Source organism: Tardiphaga sp. 285_C5_N1_2 (assembly GCF_052076065.1).
GTDB classification, from domain to species: Bacteria; Pseudomonadota; Alphaproteobacteria; order Rhizobiales; family Xanthobacteraceae; genus Tardiphaga; species Tardiphaga robiniae.
The window spans coordinates 4,562,760-4,580,627 of record NZ_CP197241.1; the positions used below are offsets into that span (position 1 = coordinate 4,562,760).

The 17,868-nt window shown below is 61.8% G+C and carries 17 protein-coding genes and 1 pseudogene; 10 read left to right on the forward strand and 8 right to left on the reverse strand.

Going from position 1 to position 17,868, the window contains the following annotated elements; genetic code table 11:
• The first annotated feature begins 140 nt into the window (after positions 1–140).
• The 4 genes from AB7951_RS21530 (at position 141) to AB7951_RS21545 (ending at position 4,547) form a co-directional block, all read left to right on the forward strand.
• Positions 141–662, forward strand: a complete 522-nt coding sequence (locus AB7951_RS21530; RefSeq protein WP_439062394.1) for a FecR domain-containing protein — start codon at positions 141–143, stop codon at positions 660–662.
• Positions 663–699: 37 nt separating this feature from the next.
• Positions 700–2,589 carry a CHASE2 domain-containing protein gene (locus AB7951_RS21535; RefSeq protein WP_439062393.1) on the forward strand — a complete coding sequence of 630 codons (1,890 nt, stop codon included), beginning with the start codon at positions 700–702 and terminating at the stop codon, positions 2,587–2,589.
• A 201-nt stretch (positions 2,590–2,790) separates the two neighbouring features.
• Positions 2,791–4,143 carry an HWE histidine kinase domain-containing protein gene (locus AB7951_RS21540; RefSeq protein WP_439062392.1) on the forward strand — a complete coding sequence of 451 codons (1,353 nt, stop codon included), beginning with the start codon at positions 2,791–2,793 and terminating at the stop codon, positions 4,141–4,143.
• Positions 4,089–4,547, forward strand: coding sequence for a response regulator (locus AB7951_RS21545; RefSeq protein WP_441256042.1), 459 nt, complete (start codon positions 4,089–4,091; stop codon positions 4,545–4,547). The genes AB7951_RS21540 and AB7951_RS21545 overlap by 55 nt, the downstream gene beginning before the upstream one ends.
• A gap of 8 nt (positions 4,548–4,555) precedes the next feature.
• On the opposite strand, the gene AB7951_RS21550 is transcribed toward AB7951_RS21545, so the two are convergent.
• Entirely contained in the window at positions 4,556–4,747 is a 192-nt protein-coding gene (locus AB7951_RS21550) for a hypothetical protein (protein WP_315840903.1), read from the reverse strand.
• A gap of 174 nt (positions 4,748–4,921) precedes the next feature.
• Entirely contained in the window at positions 4,922–5,131 is a 210-nt protein-coding gene (locus AB7951_RS21555; protein WP_068731259.1) for a cold-shock protein, read from the reverse strand.
• 268 nt (positions 5,132–5,399) lie between these two features.
• Between AB7951_RS21555 and AB7951_RS21560 the strand changes: the two genes are divergently transcribed.
• Entirely contained in the window at positions 5,400–6,101 is a 702-nt protein-coding gene (locus tag AB7951_RS21560; protein ID WP_439062391.1) for a class I SAM-dependent methyltransferase, read from the forward strand.
• Between the two features lie 6 nt (positions 6,102–6,107).
• Here the strand turns inward: AB7951_RS21560 and AB7951_RS21565 are convergent.
• A pseudogene (locus AB7951_RS21565) lies at positions 6,108–7,006 on the reverse strand (PhzF family phenazine biosynthesis protein).
• Positions 7,007–7,294: 288 nt separating this feature from the next.
• Between AB7951_RS21565 and AB7951_RS21570 the strand changes: the two are divergent.
• The gene (locus tag AB7951_RS21570) at positions 7,295–8,056 is read left to right on the forward strand and encodes an alpha/beta fold hydrolase (RefSeq protein ID WP_439062716.1); all 762 of its coding nucleotides are present in this window, start codon (positions 7,295–7,297) and stop codon (positions 8,054–8,056) included.
• Positions 8,057–8,164: 108 nt separating this feature from the next.
• Positions 8,165–9,412, forward strand: coding sequence for a cupin domain-containing protein (locus AB7951_RS21575; protein ID WP_439062390.1), 1,248 nt, complete (start codon positions 8,165–8,167; stop codon positions 9,410–9,412).
• A 48-nt stretch (positions 9,413–9,460) separates the two neighbouring features.
• On the opposite strand, the gene AB7951_RS21580 is transcribed toward AB7951_RS21575, so the two are convergent.
• Both AB7951_RS21580 and AB7951_RS21585 read right to left on the reverse strand, forming a co-directional pair.
• The gene (locus tag AB7951_RS21580) at positions 9,461–11,023 is read right to left on the reverse strand and encodes a serine hydrolase domain-containing protein (RefSeq protein ID WP_439062389.1); all 1,563 of its coding nucleotides are present in this window, start codon (positions 11,021–11,023) and stop codon (positions 9,461–9,463) included.
• Positions 11,024–11,134: 111 nt separating this feature from the next.
• Entirely contained in the window at positions 11,135–12,256 is a 1,122-nt protein-coding gene (locus AB7951_RS21585; RefSeq protein ID WP_439062388.1) for an HPP family protein, read from the reverse strand.
• A 204-nt stretch (positions 12,257–12,460) separates the two neighbouring features.
• On the opposite strand from AB7951_RS21585, the gene AB7951_RS21590 reads away from it, so the two are divergent.
• The 3 genes from AB7951_RS21590 (at position 12,461) to AB7951_RS21600 (ending at position 13,903) form a co-directional block, all read left to right on the forward strand.
• Positions 12,461–12,985: a carboxymuconolactone decarboxylase family protein gene (locus AB7951_RS21590; protein WP_439062387.1), complete on the forward strand. Its 525-nt coding sequence runs from the start codon at positions 12,461–12,463 to the stop codon at positions 12,983–12,985.
• A 23-nt stretch (positions 12,986–13,008) separates the two neighbouring features.
• Positions 13,009–13,482, forward strand: a complete 474-nt coding sequence (ybaK, locus tag AB7951_RS21595; RefSeq protein ID WP_439062386.1) for a Cys-tRNA(Pro) deacylase — start codon at positions 13,009–13,011, stop codon at positions 13,480–13,482.
• Between the two features lie 118 nt (positions 13,483–13,600).
• Positions 13,601–13,903 carry a DUF3551 domain-containing protein gene (locus tag AB7951_RS21600; protein WP_093759283.1) on the forward strand — a complete coding sequence of 101 codons (303 nt, stop codon included), beginning with the start codon at positions 13,601–13,603 and terminating at the stop codon, positions 13,901–13,903.
• Positions 13,904–14,007: 104 nt separating this feature from the next.
• Here AB7951_RS21600 and AB7951_RS21605 read toward each other — a convergent pair whose 3' ends face one another.
• The 3 genes from AB7951_RS21605 to AB7951_RS21615 form a co-directional block, all read right to left on the reverse strand.
• Positions 14,008–14,193 (reverse strand): hypothetical protein, encoded by a 186-nt coding sequence (locus tag AB7951_RS21605; protein WP_439062385.1) that lies wholly within the window; start codon positions 14,191–14,193, stop codon positions 14,008–14,010.
• The gene (locus tag AB7951_RS21610; RefSeq protein WP_441256126.1) at positions 14,190–15,344 is read right to left on the reverse strand and encodes a PepSY domain-containing protein; all 1,155 of its coding nucleotides are present in this window, start codon (positions 15,342–15,344) and stop codon (positions 14,190–14,192) included. The genes AB7951_RS21605 and AB7951_RS21610 overlap by 4 nt, the downstream gene beginning before the upstream one ends.
• Before the next feature lie 133 nt (positions 15,345–15,477).
• Positions 15,478–17,745, reverse strand: a complete 2,268-nt coding sequence (locus AB7951_RS21615) for a TonB-dependent siderophore receptor (protein ID WP_439057393.1) — start codon at positions 17,743–17,745, stop codon at positions 15,478–15,480.
• Positions 17,746–17,868: the final 123 nt, after the last annotated feature.

A 17,868-nucleotide genomic window follows, 5' to 3' on the forward strand; every position in this document is an offset into this window, starting at 1 on the left:
CCGGGTGGATCTGCCCTCGTTGTGCCGCGGCGTCGCCCTATATGGGTACCTCCGAGCGTTAATCACGCCGCTCGCCCGCTGACGTTGAACGGAATCGCCCGCCGGCCGCCTTACCGATGTGGCGTTCAGGAGTAACCAACATGACCCATTCAATCAGGCTGGCGGCGGCCATCGTCGCTGCGGCGTGCCTGTATGGCAGCGCTGCATCGGCGCAGCAGGCCGGCCCCGGCTGCACATCGAGCCAACGGGTCGGCGGCCCACAAACCCTGCACTGCGGCGGCGTGACGATCATTGCTGAAAACGGCGCGCGTTTCACGCTGCTCGACCGCGACCGCAACGGCCGTGTCGACGGCGTCGACCTGCAAAGCAAGGCCATTTTCATCAAGGCCCCCAAACAGAAGGCAGGCAAAACCTTCGAGGTGATGACACCGCAAGCGATCGCCGCGGTGCGTGGCACCAAATGGGCGGTGGACGCCGAGGGCAGCAAGACCTCCGTCTTCGTCGAGACCGGTCGTGTCAGCGTCAGGCGTGTGACCGGCCCCGGCAGCGTGAGCCTCGGCCCCGGTGAAGGCGTCGATGTCGATGCATCAGCGACACCACTCGACATCAAGCGCTGGCCGGCGCCGCGCGTAGCCGCATTGATGGCAAGGCTTGGTCGTTAGCAAGGCTTGGACGTTAAAGAGGCCTGGATACGCGACGATGATGAAGGCCAGCAGATTGCAGACACCGCTCGCCATGGTCCTTGCGGGCGTGTGGGCAGCGGCGCTAGCCTTTGGACATAACCGCGGCGATGTCGGCTTTCTCGACCGGTTAGAGGCGACGCTGACCGACCTGCGCATCCAGATCCGCGGCGTGAAGAAACCACCCGATCTCGTCACCATCATCGCCATCGACGATCGGGTCGCGCGCGAACAAGGCAGCTATCCGCTGCCCCGCGCCACGCTGACGACAATCATCGAGGAAATCACACGCTGCAAACCGAAAGTGCTCGCACTCGATCTGCTGCTGGTCGATGCCGGCGCAGCGGAAAGCGATGCCGCACTGGCGCTGGCGCTCGGCAAGACCAACACCGTCATCGCCGCGGCGGCGCTGTTCAGCGCGTCCAAACAGACCGTGGCCACCAAGGAGGCCGGGCCGCTTGCGGATCTGCCGGTGGCGTCGGGATTTCTGCTGCCGCTGAAAGTCTTCGCCGATCAGGCCACGGTCGGCGTGGTCAATCTCAACACCGATAGCAGCGGCGTGCCGCGCTCGATGCCGATGCTCATGCGCTCGGCCGACCGCGTCATGGTGTCGATGCCGCTGCGCGTCGCATCCGCCGCCTCGCGCGACGATACCCAGATTGGCGAGTATAACTTCTCCCTCGCCGGCAACCACATTCCGACCGATGTCGGCCATTTGTTGCCGATGTCTTTCTATGGGCCGCGCGGCACCATCAGGACGATCAGCGCATCGGAGGTTCTGGCGGGCAAACTCCGCCGCGCCGATGTCGAGGATCGCGTCGTCGCCATCGGCGTCACCGTCAGCGGCGGCGGTGACTTCTTCTCGACGCCGTTCGACCCGGTAATGCCCGGTGTCGAAGTCGTGTCGACCGCAATCACGCATCTGCTCGCCAAGGACACCTTGCTGCGCAACACCTCCATACGGCTGTTCGATGCCGGCTTTGCGATCGTCCTGGCGATGCTGTGCATCGTCCTGCTCGCCTGGCGGCGCAATGCCGTCGGCCTCATTGCGATCGTCGCCGTCGTCGCATTGTGGGCCGTGATCAACACCGTCGCCTATGCCCATGGCATCTGGATGAGCGCCGCATTGCCGCTGGCTGCGGCTGTGCCGCCGGCCATGGCATTCGGCGCGCTGCAGATCTGGAGCAGCCGGCGCAGCGTGCAGCATTTCGCCGCCCGCAGCGATCTGCTGCGCCAGTTTCAGGCGCCGGGCCTGCGCGACTGGTTGATCAAGGATCCGGACTATCTGTTGCAGCCGGTGCATCAGCATGCCGCCGTCATCTTCATCGATATCTCGCGCTTCACCGCACTCAGTGAGACACGCGACGCAGATGCGGTGCGCGAATTGCTGAAGTCCTTCCACGCCATGATCGATCAGGTGACCCTCGCCCATGGCGGTGTGGTGACAACCTTCATGGGCGACGGCGCGATGATCCTGTTCGGATTGCCTGTGGTCGCCGATGACGATGCCGCCCGTGCCGTGCGCTGCTGTATCGAACTGACGACGCGCACCGGCACATGGATCGCCGGTCTTCCGCCTGAGATCGCCAGCCAGATCGGATTCAAGATCGGCGCACATTTCGGCGATATCGTCGCATCGCGTCTCGGCGGCGCCAGCTACCAGCACATCACCGCGACCGGCGATACCGTCAATGTCGCCAGCCGGCTCATGGAGGTGGCCGCGAGCCACGGCGCCAAGGTGGCCCTAAGCGACGACCTGCTGCGCGCCGCGGGAGCGGACTGTGCGGTGCGCGCGACCGGGGCGCTGAGCGGCCCGACCGAAGTCCAGATCCGCGGCCGCAGCGGCGCGGTCAGCGCGTGGCTCTGGCACGACGGCAGCGCGGCGGAGGCTATATCGACCTCAGCGTAAATCGACGCACGCGGCATCGCCGCGATTGAGCCGGAACCCGGTCTGGTCTGGCACGTTTGCTCGAAGACCTGTTAGCGTACATCCGCAACCGTATCTGTTTGCGGCCGTATTTCATTGCAGCGTATTTTTGCGATCGGAGCCGCAGCTCCCGGGGTATTCGTGGATCAATCGTTAGGGCCTATTCAGGACGCCAATTCATTCTTGCGAAGTTTGCTCGAAGCATCGGGCGACTGCATCAAGGTTCTCGATTTCGACGGCAACCTCATCTTTATGACCGACGGCGGCCAGCGCATCATGGAGGTCGCGGACTTCGGCGCGATCAAGGGCTGCCCATGGCCTGACTTCTGGCAGGATCAGGGCAATATCGACGCCAAGGCGGCTGTTAGAGCCGCTCAGCTTGGGCGTACCGGACACTTCCAGGGTTTCGCCACCACGATGGCCGGTACGCCGAAATGGTGGGATGTCACCGTCACTGCCATTCCCGGCCCCGATGGGAAACCGCATCAGCTGCTTTCGGTGTCGCGCGATATCACTGCATCGCGTGCCGTGGATGTGGCGCTGCAGGCGAGCGAAAGCCAGCTACGACTTGCACTCGACGCCGCCGACACTGGAACCTGGGATCTCGACCCGCGTACCGGCGTGCTGCAATGGGACCGGCGCTGCTACGAATTGTTCGGCCTCACCTTCGGCAAGCCAATCTCGTTCGACGTCTTCCTGCAAGGGCTTCATCCCGACGATCGCGACGTCACTGAGAAGGCGTGCGTGAACGCCATGAAGCTGGACGGACCGCAGGCCTATGACATCGAATACCGCACCATCGGCCTCGATGACGGCATCGAGCGCTGGTGCTCGGCCAAGGGCCGTGCGGAATTCGAAAACGGCGAAGTCAGTCGCTTCATTGGAACCATTCGCGATATCGGCAAGCTGAAGCGCGCCGAAGCGCAACAGCAAATGCTGACGCGCGAACTCGAACATCGCATGAAGAACACCATGGCCATGGTCGGCGCCATCGCCAGTCAAACGTTCCGGACTGCCGCGACCAAGGAAGATGCGCGCACGATCTTCGATGCGCGCCTGGCCGCGCTCAACCAGGCGCATGACATCCTCACGCAATCGAGCTGGACCAGCGCGTCGATGCCCACGGTGATCGCTGGCGCGCTCGCGCCGCATCGAACGGGCGAAAAGCGCATTCGCGTCTCGGGCCCCGAGGTGGAACTGACGGCCAAACAGGCACTGTCGCTGGCGCTCGCGCTGCATGAACTCGCAACCAATGCCACAAAGTATGGTGCATTGTCCGTTCCGGACGGAACGATCACTATCGACTGGGCTTGTCACACCGGCAGCGACGGGCCGGCGTTAGGTTTCGCGTGGCGCGAATCCGGCGGCCCCGTCGTGGCGCCGCCGACGCGACGTGGATTTGGCTCACGACTGATCGAAGGCACACTGTCAGCCGACTTCGGCAGTTCCGTCAAAATCGAATTCTTGCCCGAAGGGCTCACATGTCGGTTCGAAACCAGATTGAGCGATCTGGCTTCGGTGCCCGACGAAAGGTGACACCAATTTTTATGGCATCACTCCAAGAACTCAATGCACGTGACATGCAGCGGCCCGCCGTCCTCATCGTCGAGGACGAGCCTCTGCTCCGCATTCACGCGGCCGACATCGTCGAGGAAGCCGGGTTCTTCGCCATCGAGGCCAACAATGCCGACGAGGCCGTGCGAATTCTGGAAACGCGCGACGACATCGTTCTGCTGTTCACCGACGTACAGATGCCTGGAAGCATGGACGGGTTGAAATTGGCCCACGCGGTACGCAACCGCTGGCCACCGATCAAGATCGTGATCGTTTCCGGCCATTTGCAGGTCGCCAAGAACGATCTGCCCGACGACAGCCGCTTCTTCGGCAAGCCGTTCGAGACGACGAAGATGATCGCGGAACTGCGGGCGTTGATCGGCTAGAGCCGGCGCTATTGGACGGGTTGCTCACCCAGGATAGCGCGATCGATGGCGTCGATCACGTTCTGAATCTCGACAAACTTCATGCGAGCCCGTTCCGCATTATCGCGGTTGAAGGGTGCCGCTAGCACTTTCGCGTGCGCATCACGTTCCTCGATCATGCGCATATGCGCCGCCTTGAGCGTATCCAGACGTTCAATCATCTTGATCGATCCTCATATCGGACGCTGAAATCAGGCGTATGATCATGCGTATAGCATGAAGCCCGCCGGTGATGATCACCGGCGGGCTTCAGTCATTCAAAATCTATCAGACGACGCAAAACTTGTCGGTCGAGAAATCCCAGTACATCCGTGGAAATTTCAGGACCTTCAAGCTCAGATCGCGCGGAGATCTTCCGCGCTGGTCTTGCCGCGCATCTTGTCAGCCTTGGCTTCGAAAGAAACCTTCTGGCCTTCATTGAGCGAACCCAATCCAGCGCGCTCGACTGCACTGATGTGAACGAACACATCCTGGCCGCCGTCATCAGGCTGAATGAAACCGAAACCCTTGGTCGCGTTGAACCACTTAACTGTACCGACTGCCATAACTATTCTCCAAGATGTGCGAATGCGCGAGCCCTACGCGACATCGCGTGAGCCCGATCCGATTTCAACGATGTCTTGGGGAATGGAGCCGATTACGGCGCGGTCAACAAGCCAGAGCATATATTCGAATAACTGCAATATAGACGATTTCAGCCGAATTACAAGAACAATGATTCCAGAGCGTGTTTAACGAGCATTTACAACGCTGAACTTCAGATCGAAGCTGGCTACGGAACTCTGATTTACCGTTGCTGCAGCGGGCACGCGAATGGACAGATCGAGGCGACGCACACGGGTTCTGGCCGAAATTCGCTTCGCCGAGCGGCGCTGCGAATTCGACGGGCTCGATCTCACCACGCGTTTCGAGCTGATCTATCGCACCAATCTGTGGGGCGCTGAAAAATCGCAATCCGGCCTCGGCTCCGAACTCGACGCAACAATGTCACTCCGCCGCGACCTCACGCAATTGCTGCGGCGATTGCGGGTGCAATCGATCCTCGATCTGCCCTGCGGCGATTTCACCTGGATGGCGCAGATGGACCTCGGCGGTATCCGCTATCTCGGCGCCGATATCGTTCCGGATATCGTGGCGGCCAATGCCGCGCACTATGGCCATGCAGGCCATATCGATTTTGCCCGACTCGATCTCGTCAGCGATACGCTGCCCGCTGCCGATCTGGTGTTGTGCCGCGACTGCCTTGTGCATCTGTCATTCGCCAACATCCACCGCGCCATCGCCAATCTGAAACGCTCTGGCACCCGCTGGCTGCTGACCACGACATTTCCCGACGCATCAGCCAATCGCGATATCGAGGACGGTGACTGGCGCGTGCTCAATCTGCAGTACGCACCGTTCCTGTTTCCTGCTCCCTTAGCAGTGATCAACGAAAGCTGTACGGAAGCTGGCGGCGACTATGCCGACAAGTCGCTGGCCCTGTGGCGCGTGGAAGATCTGCCGGGCGATGCGTGATTCAGCTTACAGGTCGATACGGCCCTGCATCACCGGCACGCAACGGCCGGAAATGCGAACGCTCTGCACCTGCCCCTCGGCTTTGTGCACTCCAACCTCAATGAGGCTGCGGCGCCCCATCTCAACGCCCTGCTCGATGGTGATGCCACAGACCGCATCGCGGCGCGGGTCGAGCGTGACGAGATAGGCCGCGAGCGCCGCGGAGGCGCTCCCGGTGGCCGGATCTTCGGGGACATTGTCGAGCGGCGCGAACATCCGCGCGCGCAGGTGATCGAAACCATCGCCGGTGCGGACATAGATGAAGGCCGAAAAACGATCGTCGTGATGCCGGTGTTTCCGTTCGGCCTGCTCGAAGGCCGTTGTGTTTGGCCGTGCGGACGCCAACGCATCGAGACTGGCGAGTTCGGTCACCGCGAAAGGCAGACCGACGGACACCATGCGCGGCCCGTGCGTTGACGTGACGATGGCATCGGGCGCGAGTGATACGCAGGCGGCCATCATGCCACGGTCAATCTCACCATGCATCGTGAGTGGCTGCGGCGCGACGAAGCCGGTGCCAACAATCGCGCCACCATCGCGCAGCAGATCGAGATGGACGAGGCGAACACCATGTGATCGCCGACAGGCCTGCCGAAGGCCCTGCCCTGGCGGCCAAGCACGAAGGCGGTGCCGACATTGGGATGACCGGCGAAAGGGATTTCAGTGGTCGGCGTGAAGATGCGAACGCGTGCGGTATGTGCGGGATCATCCGGGGGAAACACGAAGGTCGTTTCCGAATAGTTGAACTCGGTGGCGATCTTCTGCAGCAGCGCATCGTCGATGCCGCGCGCATCCGGAACGACTGCCAGCGGATTGCCGCCGAAACGCTGGTCCGTGAACACATCCACGGTGACATAGTCGATCATGCTGTAGCCCTCACCATTCCGTTACCGCCGGGTTCACCGACGTAACAGTCGGCGCCGGCCCTGCGTATTCGTAGCCATAAACCTAGGTATGCCGGCTGCACACCACCGTCCGATTCACCGCGGCCTCGCCATCCCATAGACCAGATAATGTCATGCCGATCCGCTCCCGTTCGAGCTGACCGGCGCGAGCCCGTCAAGTGCAACATCCATGCTTCCCTTGTCCCTCCGGCCGAAACAATCGCCGGGCAACCGAATGGTGATACCATGCTGATGAACTCCCTCTCCAAGATGACGCTGCGTGCGATGCTGATGGCGACCATGTGCCTGCTGACGGCGCCGATGGCGCAGGCTGCAACCGCAGCGCCCGTGAAAGCCAAGAACGTGGTTCTGGTGCACGGCGCCTGGGCCGACGGATCGAGCTGGGCCGGAGTCATTCCGCTGTTGCAGAAGGCAGGCCTCCATGTGACGGCCGTGCAAAATCCGCTGAGCTCGCTGGACGACTCCAATGCCGCGACGCGCCGCGCATTGGCGCTGCAGGACGGCCCGACCGTGCTGGTCGCCCACTCCTGGGGCGGCACGGTGATCAGCGACGTCGGCACCGACCCGAAGGTCTCGGCGCTGGTTTATGTCGCAGCCCGCGCGCCGGACGCCAATGAGGACTTCGTGGCGCTGTCCGGCAAATTCCCGACGGGCGAGGTGCGCGCCGGAATCCAGACCCATGATGGCTACACCCAGCTCTCCGAAGACTCGTTCCTGAAATATTTCGCCAATGGCGTTCCGCGCAAGCAGGCCGAAGTGCTCTATGCTGTGCAGGGCTCGACCGCCGCATCGATCTTCGCAGGCCGCACCACCGCAGCTGCGTGGCATGACAAGCCATCATTCTATGCGGTGTCGAAAGAGGACAAGACGATCAATCCCGATCTCGAGCGTTTCCTCGCCAAGCGCATGAATGCGACGACGATCGAACTCAATGCCGGCCACCTCTCGCTGGTGTCGCACCCGAAGGAAGTCGCCGACCTGATCCTCGCAGCCGCAGGCGTCAAGAAGTAGAGCTGTTTCTTTCCCCTTAACAGCGCGCGTCGGGCGTACCCGGCGCGCATCGCTTTCATCGATCCGACAATCATGACGCAGATCTGCGTCGCAACAGGAGGACGTCCCATGTTCTCACGGAGAGATCTCATGGCCGCAACAGCATCGGGCATCGTGATGACCGCCGCAGCATCGGCACAGGCCGCCACATTCGGCAATCCGGATCTGCCGCCGCAGGGCGCGATCAACGCCAAGGGGCCGAATAATCTGAGCGATCCCGGCCCACAAAATCCCATCATCGCCGGCCAGTTCCCATCCTCGCAATTGCCGCCGGCGACCGATATCGGGGGCATGGCGCTACCATGGGCGACGTTCAACAATGCACCGCGGCGCATCCAGAACGGCGGCTGGGCACGGCAGGTGACGCAAGCAGACTTTGCGATCTCGACCACGATCTCCGGCGTCAATATGCGGCTCACCGCCGGTGGCATCCGCGAGATGCATTGGCATCAGGCCGGCGAATGGGCGATCATGACTTACGGCTCGTGCCGCGTCACCGTGCTCGACAATCAGGGCCGGCCCTATGTCGCCGACGTCAGCGCGGGCGACCTCTGGTACTTCCCGTCCGGCGCGCCGCATTCGCTGCAGGGCCTTGGCCCCGATGGCTGCGAATTCGTGATCTGCTTCGATGACGGTCAGGCCAACGAGTTCAATACGCTGCTGCTGTCGGACTGGATTGCGCATACGCCGCCGGAAATCCTCGCCAAGAATTTCGGCGTGCCGGTCGAAAGCTTCGCGAAAATCCCGCTGCAAAATCTCTGGATCTTCCAGGGCACGGTTCCCGGTTCGCTCGCGGCCGATCAGGCCTCGTCCTATCGCGATGCGGATGTTGCGCTCTATCCGTTCACCTATTCGCTGGGATCGTCCAAGCCGGTCAAATCGACACGCAACGGCGAGATCCGGATTGCCGATACCAGCAACTTCACCGCTTCGGCGACGATTGCGGTGGCGCTGGTGACGGTGAAGCCCGGCGGCATGCGCGAGATGCACTGGCACCCGAATGCCGACGAGTGGCAGTACTATCTCGCGGGCCGCGCGCGGATGACGCTGTTCAATTCCGGCCCGAACGCCACCACCATCGACTTCACGCCGGGCGATGTCGGCTACGTCAAACGCAACTTCGGCCACTATATCGAGAACACCGGCGACACCGACCTGCAATTCATCGAGGTGTTCCGCGCGGCGCATTACGAGGAAGTGTCGCTGTCCGACTGGTTGACGCACACGCCGCCGGCTCTCGTCGCACAACATCTCAACGTCGCGCCTGAGGTTATCGCCAAATGGCCGCGTCAGGCACCGGGCATCATGCCGGTATGAGCCGCAATATGCACGGGAGGCCACAGAGCTTCCCGTGCCTTTCGGCGATCAACCGCCCGACTGTCCGTCGACTGCGACATCGACACCTTCATAGTTCTTGCCGCGAAGACTGACCTTGTCGCCATCGAATGACAGCGTCCACGTCCGCGGACGGCCGTCCTCGCCGAGGGTCCTGCGCTCGATTTCGAACGCATGTTCGTCGAGCCACCTCCCCTTCACTGCAATAACCCCAAATGCCATTGGCGTCCCTCTGCGATACCGTCCGTCGAGCCCGAGAGGGCCACTGATTTTCTCAGCCCCTCTTGTGGGATTGCGACTATAGATTTCGAAATCATAATGTGGATGGGAGCCCACGAATGTCAGCGACAGCGACTTCACACCGAGAGGATTGGACGGAAAGGCGTAGGTCTTGCCTGATACCGCCGAGGCGATCGGAGGCGCGTCCTTAACTTCCACCTGTGCCTCGGTTGAAATAGCGCGAACAACGCTTGCGAGTCGCGCAGTGCCGGCAGGGTCCGGCTGTATTGCCGTCTCGGACCTGACAGCCTTTGGGATGGCGTCCACGATGTCGGTCACCGGGCAATTGTCTCGGCCGGTCGTCACGGCAACGAGGTCCAGTGCTGGATAGACCATCACAAGCTGACAGTGCAGCCCGCTCGCCCAATAGACATTGCGGTCAGGTCGCGCCCAGAAGAAGTTCGAATAGCGAAACTCCGGCGCAAAGGAGAGCTTCATGTCCACCGTGGCGTGGCTCACTCTGTCGATCCAGGCGGGCGACACCAGCGGTTTGCCCTCCCACGTCCCGTTGTGCAGATACAGATAGCCGAATTTCGCCATGTCGCGCGGATGCAGCGCCAGGCCGTATCCGCCGGTCGAGATGCCCTGCGGATCGCGCCACCATTTCCACGCCGTGATGCCCAACGGACCGAACAGCTTCGCTTTCGCGTAATCCTCCGCACTCATGCCGGTCACTTTGGCAAGGATGGCCGATAGCAGATGTGCATTTCCACTATCGTAATTGAAGCCCTCTCCCGGCGAAGCAGCCATCGGACGATCGAGAATGTACTGGATCCAGTCCCGGCTCCGCTCCATGCCGGCCGTCGACTCCAATGAACGGTTGACACCGGCCCGGCCGTCCCGCGCCAGTCCGGACGTCATGTCCAACAGACTTTGAAGCGTGATCGCCTTCTTGTTGTCATCAAGGTTAGCAGCACTGCGCTCGCCGAAGAATGCCAGCATCCGCTGCTCCGTGCCCTTCAGGAGACCATCCTGCAACGCCATCGATGTCAGCGTGCCGATGACGGCCTTGGTGACGGAATTGACCACGTGCGGCAGATCGGCAGTGTAAGGCGCGTAATAGGCATCCAGAACGATCTTGCCATGACGCACGATCAGCAGGCTGTCGAAATCGTTGCGGCTTCCGAGCTCCAGCAGTGCGGCGAGCGCTGCCGGGTCCACGCCCTGCTCTTCGGGCGTGGATGTCTGCCAGCCCTGGGTCGGCCACAAGACAGCCCGTCCCTCCTCTGCGATGACGCCCGCACTGCAAAACGCAACGGCGAATATGCCCAGGCCAAGCACAAACTTCAGAACGGGAATTCGTGAAGATCGCATGACGGCCTCACTGTGAGTTTTAACGCTGCGCGAGAACCATATCTCCAGCTACAGATTGTTCAACCGAATTGCAGCTTCATTCCGTCCGCGGACTTGCAGGTGCACAATCGCCTACACGGCAACAGGAACAAGCTTCGCGACGGCGCTGAGCAAATCGGTCTGGGTGATCAGCCCCTGAATCATGCGGTCCTGATCGACGATGATGACGGCGTGCGTTCGTCCATCGGTCAGCGTCGGCAGCAAGGTCACCGCGGGCGTCTGCATCGTCGCCGTCGCTGCGGGCGACATGGATTTTCCGACATCGCCCGATTCTTTCATCAGCTCGCGGAGGCCGACCGTTCCGACGAGCTGTCCCTGCATGCCCAGGACAGGGAGCGTGCGGACATTGTGCAAGAGCAGCCGCGAGCGGGCCAGTTCGGCACTATCCCGCAATCCGACCGTGACGACATCGCGCGACATGATGTCTCCGCACAGGATCGTGCCGTGCGAGCGCAACATGGCTTGCAGCTCGACCTGCCGCAGCAGCGTTTCGAGATCGTCGGAGCTGATATCGAAAGTCTCGCTGAGCGCTTCCAGCGCCTTGTCGATATCCTCGGCGCGAAAGCCGACCCGCAGCTCCGGGCTGATGTCCGACGTCTGATGCGGATTTGCTGATGGCACCGGCGCCCTGTGAGGATAGGTCCGCCGCGAGATCTTGTGGAACAGATAGCCCAGCCCGACCAGAAGCACCGAGTTCAGGCCGACAGGCACGAATGGAAACAGATAACCAGATGACGTAACGATTGGCCCGCCGATGATGGCCGTCAGGGCCGTCGCGCCACCGGGCGGATGCAGGCAGCGCGCAAAGGACATCGCGGCGATGGCGAGTGATACGCCGAAGCCGATCGCCAGGATCTGATCGGGCACCACATGCGCGACAGCGACGCCGATCAGAGCCGAGATGGTATTGCCACCAATGATCGCCCAAGGCTGGGCCAGCGGACTGGTCGGGACTGCAAAGAGGAGCACAGCGGAAGCGCCCAGCGGCGCCACGATCAGCGGCAGGCTGGAGCTGTCGCCCAGCACAGATCGGCAGATCAATCCCGTGAGCACGATACCCAGCAGTGCACCCAGGCAAGCAATCATGCGCTCGCCAAGCCGTGCCCCCGCCAGGATGGGGACGAACAGTCGAATACCTGTCTTGCGAGGTGCAACGTCGCTCAAAACGTCCTTTGGGTCTTTTCTTTTTGTCATTGAATCGGAACCAACGCGCGGCTCTGCCAGAATGGCGGACGCCCCCTTTGATCACCATGTGCAGGCGCCTGCAATGTTGAATACGACACGCGGGCCTGACGATCGCGATCTGGCAGAGCTATCCCTGCTCGGCTACAACGGCACGGCCATTCGCCCGAACGCGCCCCATCAGGAGGCCGCGACGGCGATCTCAAGGGAGGACCCATGGCCCGCATCGACTACAGCGATCCCGCCACAGCCAGCGAACGCACCCGCGAGATCCTCGGCAAGAACCGCAATGCCAACATCTTCCGCATGATGGCGCATTCGCCCAGCTACCTCGAACAATATTGCCGGCTCGGCGGCGCCATCCGCAACAAGGGCGAGCTCGATCCCGTCATCCGCGAACTGGCGATCACCCGCACCGGCATTCTCTGCGAGGCGCCTTATGAAGTCGCCGCGCACAAGCGCATCGGCGGCTATGTCGGTGTGTCAAACGAACAGAACGCCGCGTTGGACGACTGGCAGGCGGCGACATGTTTCGATGACACGCAGCGCGCGGCGCTGGCGTTCACCGATGAGATCGTCAAACTGCATCGCCCCACCGACGCGACCTTCAAGGCGATCGCAGCCAAGCTGGCGCCCGGCGCGCTGGTGGAATTGCAGCTCGCGGTCGGCTTCTACATCATGACCTCGAAATTCCTCGAAAGTTTTGCTATCGACATGCAGCCCGTGTCCGAGGTCGTCTGAATTCACCACTGCTTGAGCACTCCATGTCGAAAACCACCCGCGCCACGCAGACGCTGAGCAAGCTCGGCGCCGCGTTCACCCTGCATACCTACGACTACGATCCCGACGCCGAGAGCATAGGCCTGCAGGCAGCGGAGGCACTCGGCATTGCGCCGCAGCGCATGTTGAAGACGCTGATGGCCGAGGTGGATGGCAAGCCGGTCTGCGTCGTCGTGCCCTCCGATAAGGAGGTCAGCATGAAGAAGCTCGCCGGAGCGTTTCACGGCAAGAGCGCGAAGATGATGCGCCCGGCCGACGCCGAACGGATAACCGGCTATCACGTCGGTGGCATCAGCCCGTTCGGACAAAAGAAGCGCGTGCCGGTCGCCATGGAGCAGGCGGCATTGTCGGAAAATACGATCTATCTCAATGGCGGCCAGCGCGGGCTGCAGATCGAGATTGCGCCGGAGGCCGCACGGGCAGCGCTCGATGCGATGGCAGCCACACTGACGGACTGATGCGCATCACCGCGGTTTGAAGCTTGGGTATGCCGGTGTGATCATGACCCGCTGTCGCAGGCGGGAACGGCGATGTAAGCTGCGCATTATCGATTTCAGACCTCAAGGGAGAATCGAAATGCGCTCAATCCTAGCAGCAGCTGCACTTCTGGTCGTGATGGGCGCCACGCCCTCCATGGCCCGCGAATATCCGTGGTGCTCGCGCACCTCGGCCACCGGCTTCAATCCGAGCTGTACGTTCACCTCCTATAACCAGTGCATGGCCACCGTGAGCGGCCAGCGCGGCGACTGCATGCAGAACCCGATGCTGGCCTATGGCGACCAGCGCCGCGGGCAGAGCCGCGCGATGCGCGGTCAGCCCAACGACTGGGACAATGGATGGAACAACGGCTGGAACAATAACTGGGATCGGCGCTGGTAACCTCATAGGCCAATAACGGATTAGCCGAAGGCGTAATCCGTCGCAGGCGTTACGATGTCGGAGACGTGGCGGATTGCGCTTCGCTGATCCGCCACTCTCCCTTGTCACTTTCGGCAATACGCCCACATCACGATCGCGATCGGCAGCCCGACGCCGAACCACGCAAAATAGCGGCCGGGATCGCCGGCGAGCAGCGCCGACAGCAAGCCTGCCAGCGATAAAACGCCAATGACGATCGGCGCGCCGAACACGCGCCACCAGCTCGCTCTGTGCTGCGGCGCCTCGCTCATGACGATCGTCCAAGTGCTGCCGTCGCGCCGGCAGACAGCCGCGCCCCGCGCCTGACCTTGCTGCGCTTGACCGCCCACAGATACAGCCCGCTGCCAAGCACGATGATCGTGAAGACCGTGAGCAGCGCCCAGATGATCTTCAGCGGCATGCCGCCATAGTCGCCGAAATGCAGCGGCTGCGAGACCAGCACGGCTTTCAGATAGGTCGGCAGCTCGCTGGTGTCGGACACCTCGCCGGTCTCGCCATCGAGCAGCACAGGTTTCACCAGCCGCGACGTCAGCGGGGTATCGCCACGCAGGAAGACCGCAAAATGATGCGTCGATGTGAACGGCGTGCCGGGGAATGCGATGAAGGCTGGATCCATGCCGGGCGTCGTCTTCATGGCATTGCCGACAACCTTGTCCAGCGACGCGAGCTGCGCCGGTGCCGGCTTGCCGGCGTAGGGCGCAGCCATGGCAGCCAGTTCATTACGCTGCCAGATGCCGAGCATGACTTCGGCATAGGCATTGATAACGCCGGTACCGCCGACCACCAGCGCCCACACGATGGTGACCGCGCCAAGCAGATTGTGCCAGTCGAGCCACAAGACCCGGTGCGATTTCTGTTTGCGGATCGCCGCGAAATTCAGACGGCGGGTGAACGGCCAGTACAGCACCACGCCGGAGATGATGGCGATCATGAAGAGGAAACCCATAACGCCCATGAACCATTTGCCGGGAAGCCCGAGATACATGTCGGTATGCAGCCGCAGCATCACCAGCATCGGGCCCGTGCCGAGCAGACCCACCGGCTTCGCCGTAAAGGCATCGAATGCCTTCACCACCGTGGTCTGCGGATCGGAGGTCACCGACGTGTTGGTAAAGGTCGAGACCATACCGGGCTCGTCCTTGTCCCAGGCCATATAGAGCAACACACTGCCGGGATGATCCGTGATCGCGGCGCGGCCGATGGCATCGAGACTGAGCTTCGCCGCGCCCGGCACATGCACATCCATCTTCGGCGCATAGCCGAGCGCCTCGTCGATCTCATGATGAAAGATCAACGGCAGGCCCGTGAGGCACAGCAGCAGCAGAAAGACGGTCGAGACAAGGCTGGTCCATTTGTGGATCAGCGACCAGATGCGGGCAGTACGCGCTTTCAGGGGATCGATCCTTCTTCAACTACTAAAAATGTCGTCTCCGGCGAGCCGGAGACGACATGAGCAGATCATTTTGACGTGGCGACCGTGCGGCGAGCGTGACGTACAGCGACCTATTGCCGTGCCGTTTCGCTCGCCCGTACCGTTACCACTTGTAGCCGATGCTGCCGGTCACGCGGCGGCGATCGCCGTAGAAGCAGGACGTAGGGCCCGCGCAGCTCGCCACATAGATTTCATCGGTCACATTGTTGGCATTAACGGCGAAGCGCCAGTTCTGCCAATCGTAGTGGACCGCGAGATCACCCAGAATTCGCGATGGCACGGCGAGCGTGTTGGCCTGGTCGGCAAAGGATCCGCCGACATAACGCACACCGCCGCCGAAGCCGAAGCCGCGCAGCCAGCCATCCTGGAAAGTATAGTCCGCCCAGCCGGATGCAAGTTGCTGCGGCGTGTTGGTCGGCGTCTTGCCGATCAGCGTCGGATCGAAGTCCTTGCTGACGAACAGATGGTAGTGGGTGAACGACCCGAGCACCTTGAAGCCGGGCGCCAGATTGGCCACAGCCTCGAGTTCAATACCGCGCGACGTCACTTCGCCGCTCTGGGTCGGAATCAGCACGTTGGTGGGATCGGTCGTGAGCGCATTCTGCCGCTTCAGGTCGAAATAGGCGAAGCCGAAGTGACCGTCAAAGCCGACCGGCTGGAACTTGACACCGACCTCGGTCTGTTGACCCGTTTCCGGCAGCAGTAGCTGTCCCGAACCATTGACCCCGATGACCGGATTGAAGCTCGTTGCATAGGAGATGTAGGGCGCGAGGCCGTTGTCGAAATTGTAGATCAGGCCGGCACGCCCGCTGAACGCGCTGGCACTGCGTCCAAGCGGTGCGGTGCCGGCAATGCGGCTGACATCATTGGTATCGACCCAGTCATTACGGCCGGAGAGCACCAGCGTGAAGCGATCGAGCTTGATCTGGTCCTGCAAGTATACGCCGAGCTGCTGCTGGGTCAGCTGCGAGTCGCGGTACGGCGCGGCAGTGAGCGTCGCACCGGTATATACTGGATTGAGGACGTTGATCGGACCGCTGGTGAAGGCGAAGGCCTGACGATCACTGATCTGATAATATTTCAGATCGAGGCCGTACAACGTGGTGTGGCTGAGGATGCCGGTGTTGAATCGATATTCGACCTGGCTATCCATCTGCGCTTGGTTGGCGATACCGCGTGTGCCGAATGGAAAACGAGCGAGATCCCCCGTGGTCTGATTGGCGTAACCGCTGCCGGTGACACCGGTGTAGTTCACATCCACATGGGCGAAGCGCGCGTTCTGCCGGAAGGTGACGCTATCCGACAGCTTGCGCTCGAACTGGTAACCGAGCATTTCCTGCTCGCGCTTGAACTTGTCGAAATTCGGTTCGCCGCCGAAGAAGCTGGTCGGGATGCGACCGAAGGGAGCTCCGGTGACGGTTCCGACGTAAGGCAGGAACTGCGCTGCACGCGTCTCGTTATACGAGGCCGAAGCGAGGATCGTCAGCGTGGTGTCGACATCCGGCTTCCAGGTCACCGACGGCGCGATGAAGTAGTTGTTGTTCGGCGTAAAGTCGGTCTGCGTTCCGCCGTTCTGCACTTGGCCAACGACGCGAGTGTAGAGTTCGCCATTGCCCGGCGCCAGCTTGATCGGTGTGTTGATGTCGAAACCAATATAGGCATTGCCAAAGTTATCGACGCCGGTCTCGATGTAGCGGATCGGATCGGCCTGCGGCGTCTTGCTGACGACATTGACAATGCCGCTCGGGCTGGAGCCGCCATACAGGATCGCCGACGGGCCGCGCAGGATTTCGACGCGCTCCATGTTGGAGGGCTGCAGCTTCCAGCTCGCATAGGACGTGTAGAACAGCTGCATGCCATCGAGAAACACGCTGTTGTCGTCGGACTTGAAGCCGCGGATCAGAAACCAGTCGTTGCGGAAGTCGGAGCCGAAGGTGCCGGCCAACACGCCGGGCGCATAGCGCAGGACGTCGTCGAAGCTACGGGGCTTCTGATCGCGGATTTGTTCCGCACCGATCACCGAGATCGCCTGCGGCGTTTCATTGATCGGCGTATTGGTCTTGGTGCCGGTCGAGCTGCGATTGGCGACATAGCCCTGGATCGGACCGCGCGGGCTTTCCACGAATACATTGGTCTGGCGCGGAGCAACCGGACGCGGCGCGACTGCCGTGCGGACACGCGGCGCGCGGCTCGGCGCAGCTGTGGCACGGCGACGCTGCTGGTTGGGCTGATTGACGACCACAGGCGGCAGCGGCTGCGCGCCGCTCTGCGTGGAACTGGACTGCGCCAGCGAAGTATCGAGCGTGACGACGCTAAGCGCACAGACCGACGACAGAAGCGCGAGACGCGACAGACGAATGGTGTTGTTCAAGGTGATCCCCAAAATCTCATCCACATCGACATATGCGATGATGGATGCCTCATATGATGGATCGGGGTTAGAGGGACGGCAGCGTCACCGCCAATAGAAGCGTTCCAAACAACAAGCATTCTG

What these genes read in the sequence shown, in the direction of transcription:
- AB7951_RS21530 (WP_439062394.1), top strand. Translation starts at nt 141, where the DNA reads ATGACCCATTCAATCAGGCTGGCGGCGGCCATCGTCGCTGCGGCGTGC.
- AB7951_RS21535 (WP_439062393.1), top strand. Translation starts at nt 700, where the DNA reads ATGATGAAGGCCAGCAGATTGCAGACACCGCTCGCCATGGTCCTTGCG.
- AB7951_RS21545 (WP_441256042.1), top strand. Translation starts at nt 4,089, where the DNA reads ATGTCGGTTCGAAACCAGATTGAGCGATCTGGCTTCGGTGCCCGACGA.
- AB7951_RS21550 (WP_315840903.1), bottom strand. Translation starts at nt 4,747, where the DNA reads ATGATTGAACGTCTGGATACGCTCAAGGCGGCGCATATGCGCATGATC.
- AB7951_RS21555 (WP_068731259.1), bottom strand. Translation starts at nt 5,131, where the DNA reads ATGGCAGTCGGTACAGTTAAGTGGTTCAACGCGACCAAGGGTTTCGGT.
- AB7951_RS21560 (WP_439062391.1), top strand. Translation starts at nt 5,400, where the DNA reads ATGGACAGATCGAGGCGACGCACACGGGTTCTGGCCGAAATTCGCTTC.
- AB7951_RS21570 (WP_439062716.1), top strand. Translation starts at nt 7,295, where the DNA reads ATGACGCTGCGTGCGATGCTGATGGCGACCATGTGCCTGCTGACGGCG.
- AB7951_RS21575 (WP_439062390.1), top strand. Translation starts at nt 8,165, where the DNA reads ATGTTCTCACGGAGAGATCTCATGGCCGCAACAGCATCGGGCATCGTG.
- AB7951_RS21580 (WP_439062389.1), bottom strand. Translation starts at nt 11,023, where the DNA reads ATGCGATCTTCACGAATTCCCGTTCTGAAGTTTGTGCTTGGCCTGGGC.
- AB7951_RS21585 (WP_439062388.1), bottom strand. Translation starts at nt 12,256, where the DNA reads ATGACAAAAAGAAAAGACCCAAAGGACGTTTTGAGCGACGTTGCACCT.
- AB7951_RS21590 (WP_439062387.1), top strand. Translation starts at nt 12,461, where the DNA reads ATGGCCCGCATCGACTACAGCGATCCCGCCACAGCCAGCGAACGCACC.
- ybaK (WP_439062386.1), top strand. Translation starts at nt 13,009, where the DNA reads ATGTCGAAAACCACCCGCGCCACGCAGACGCTGAGCAAGCTCGGCGCC.
- AB7951_RS21600 (WP_093759283.1), top strand. Translation starts at nt 13,601, where the DNA reads ATGCGCTCAATCCTAGCAGCAGCTGCACTTCTGGTCGTGATGGGCGCC.
- AB7951_RS21605 (WP_439062385.1), bottom strand. Translation starts at nt 14,193, where the DNA reads ATGAGCGAGGCGCCGCAGCACAGAGCGAGCTGGTGGCGCGTGTTCGGC.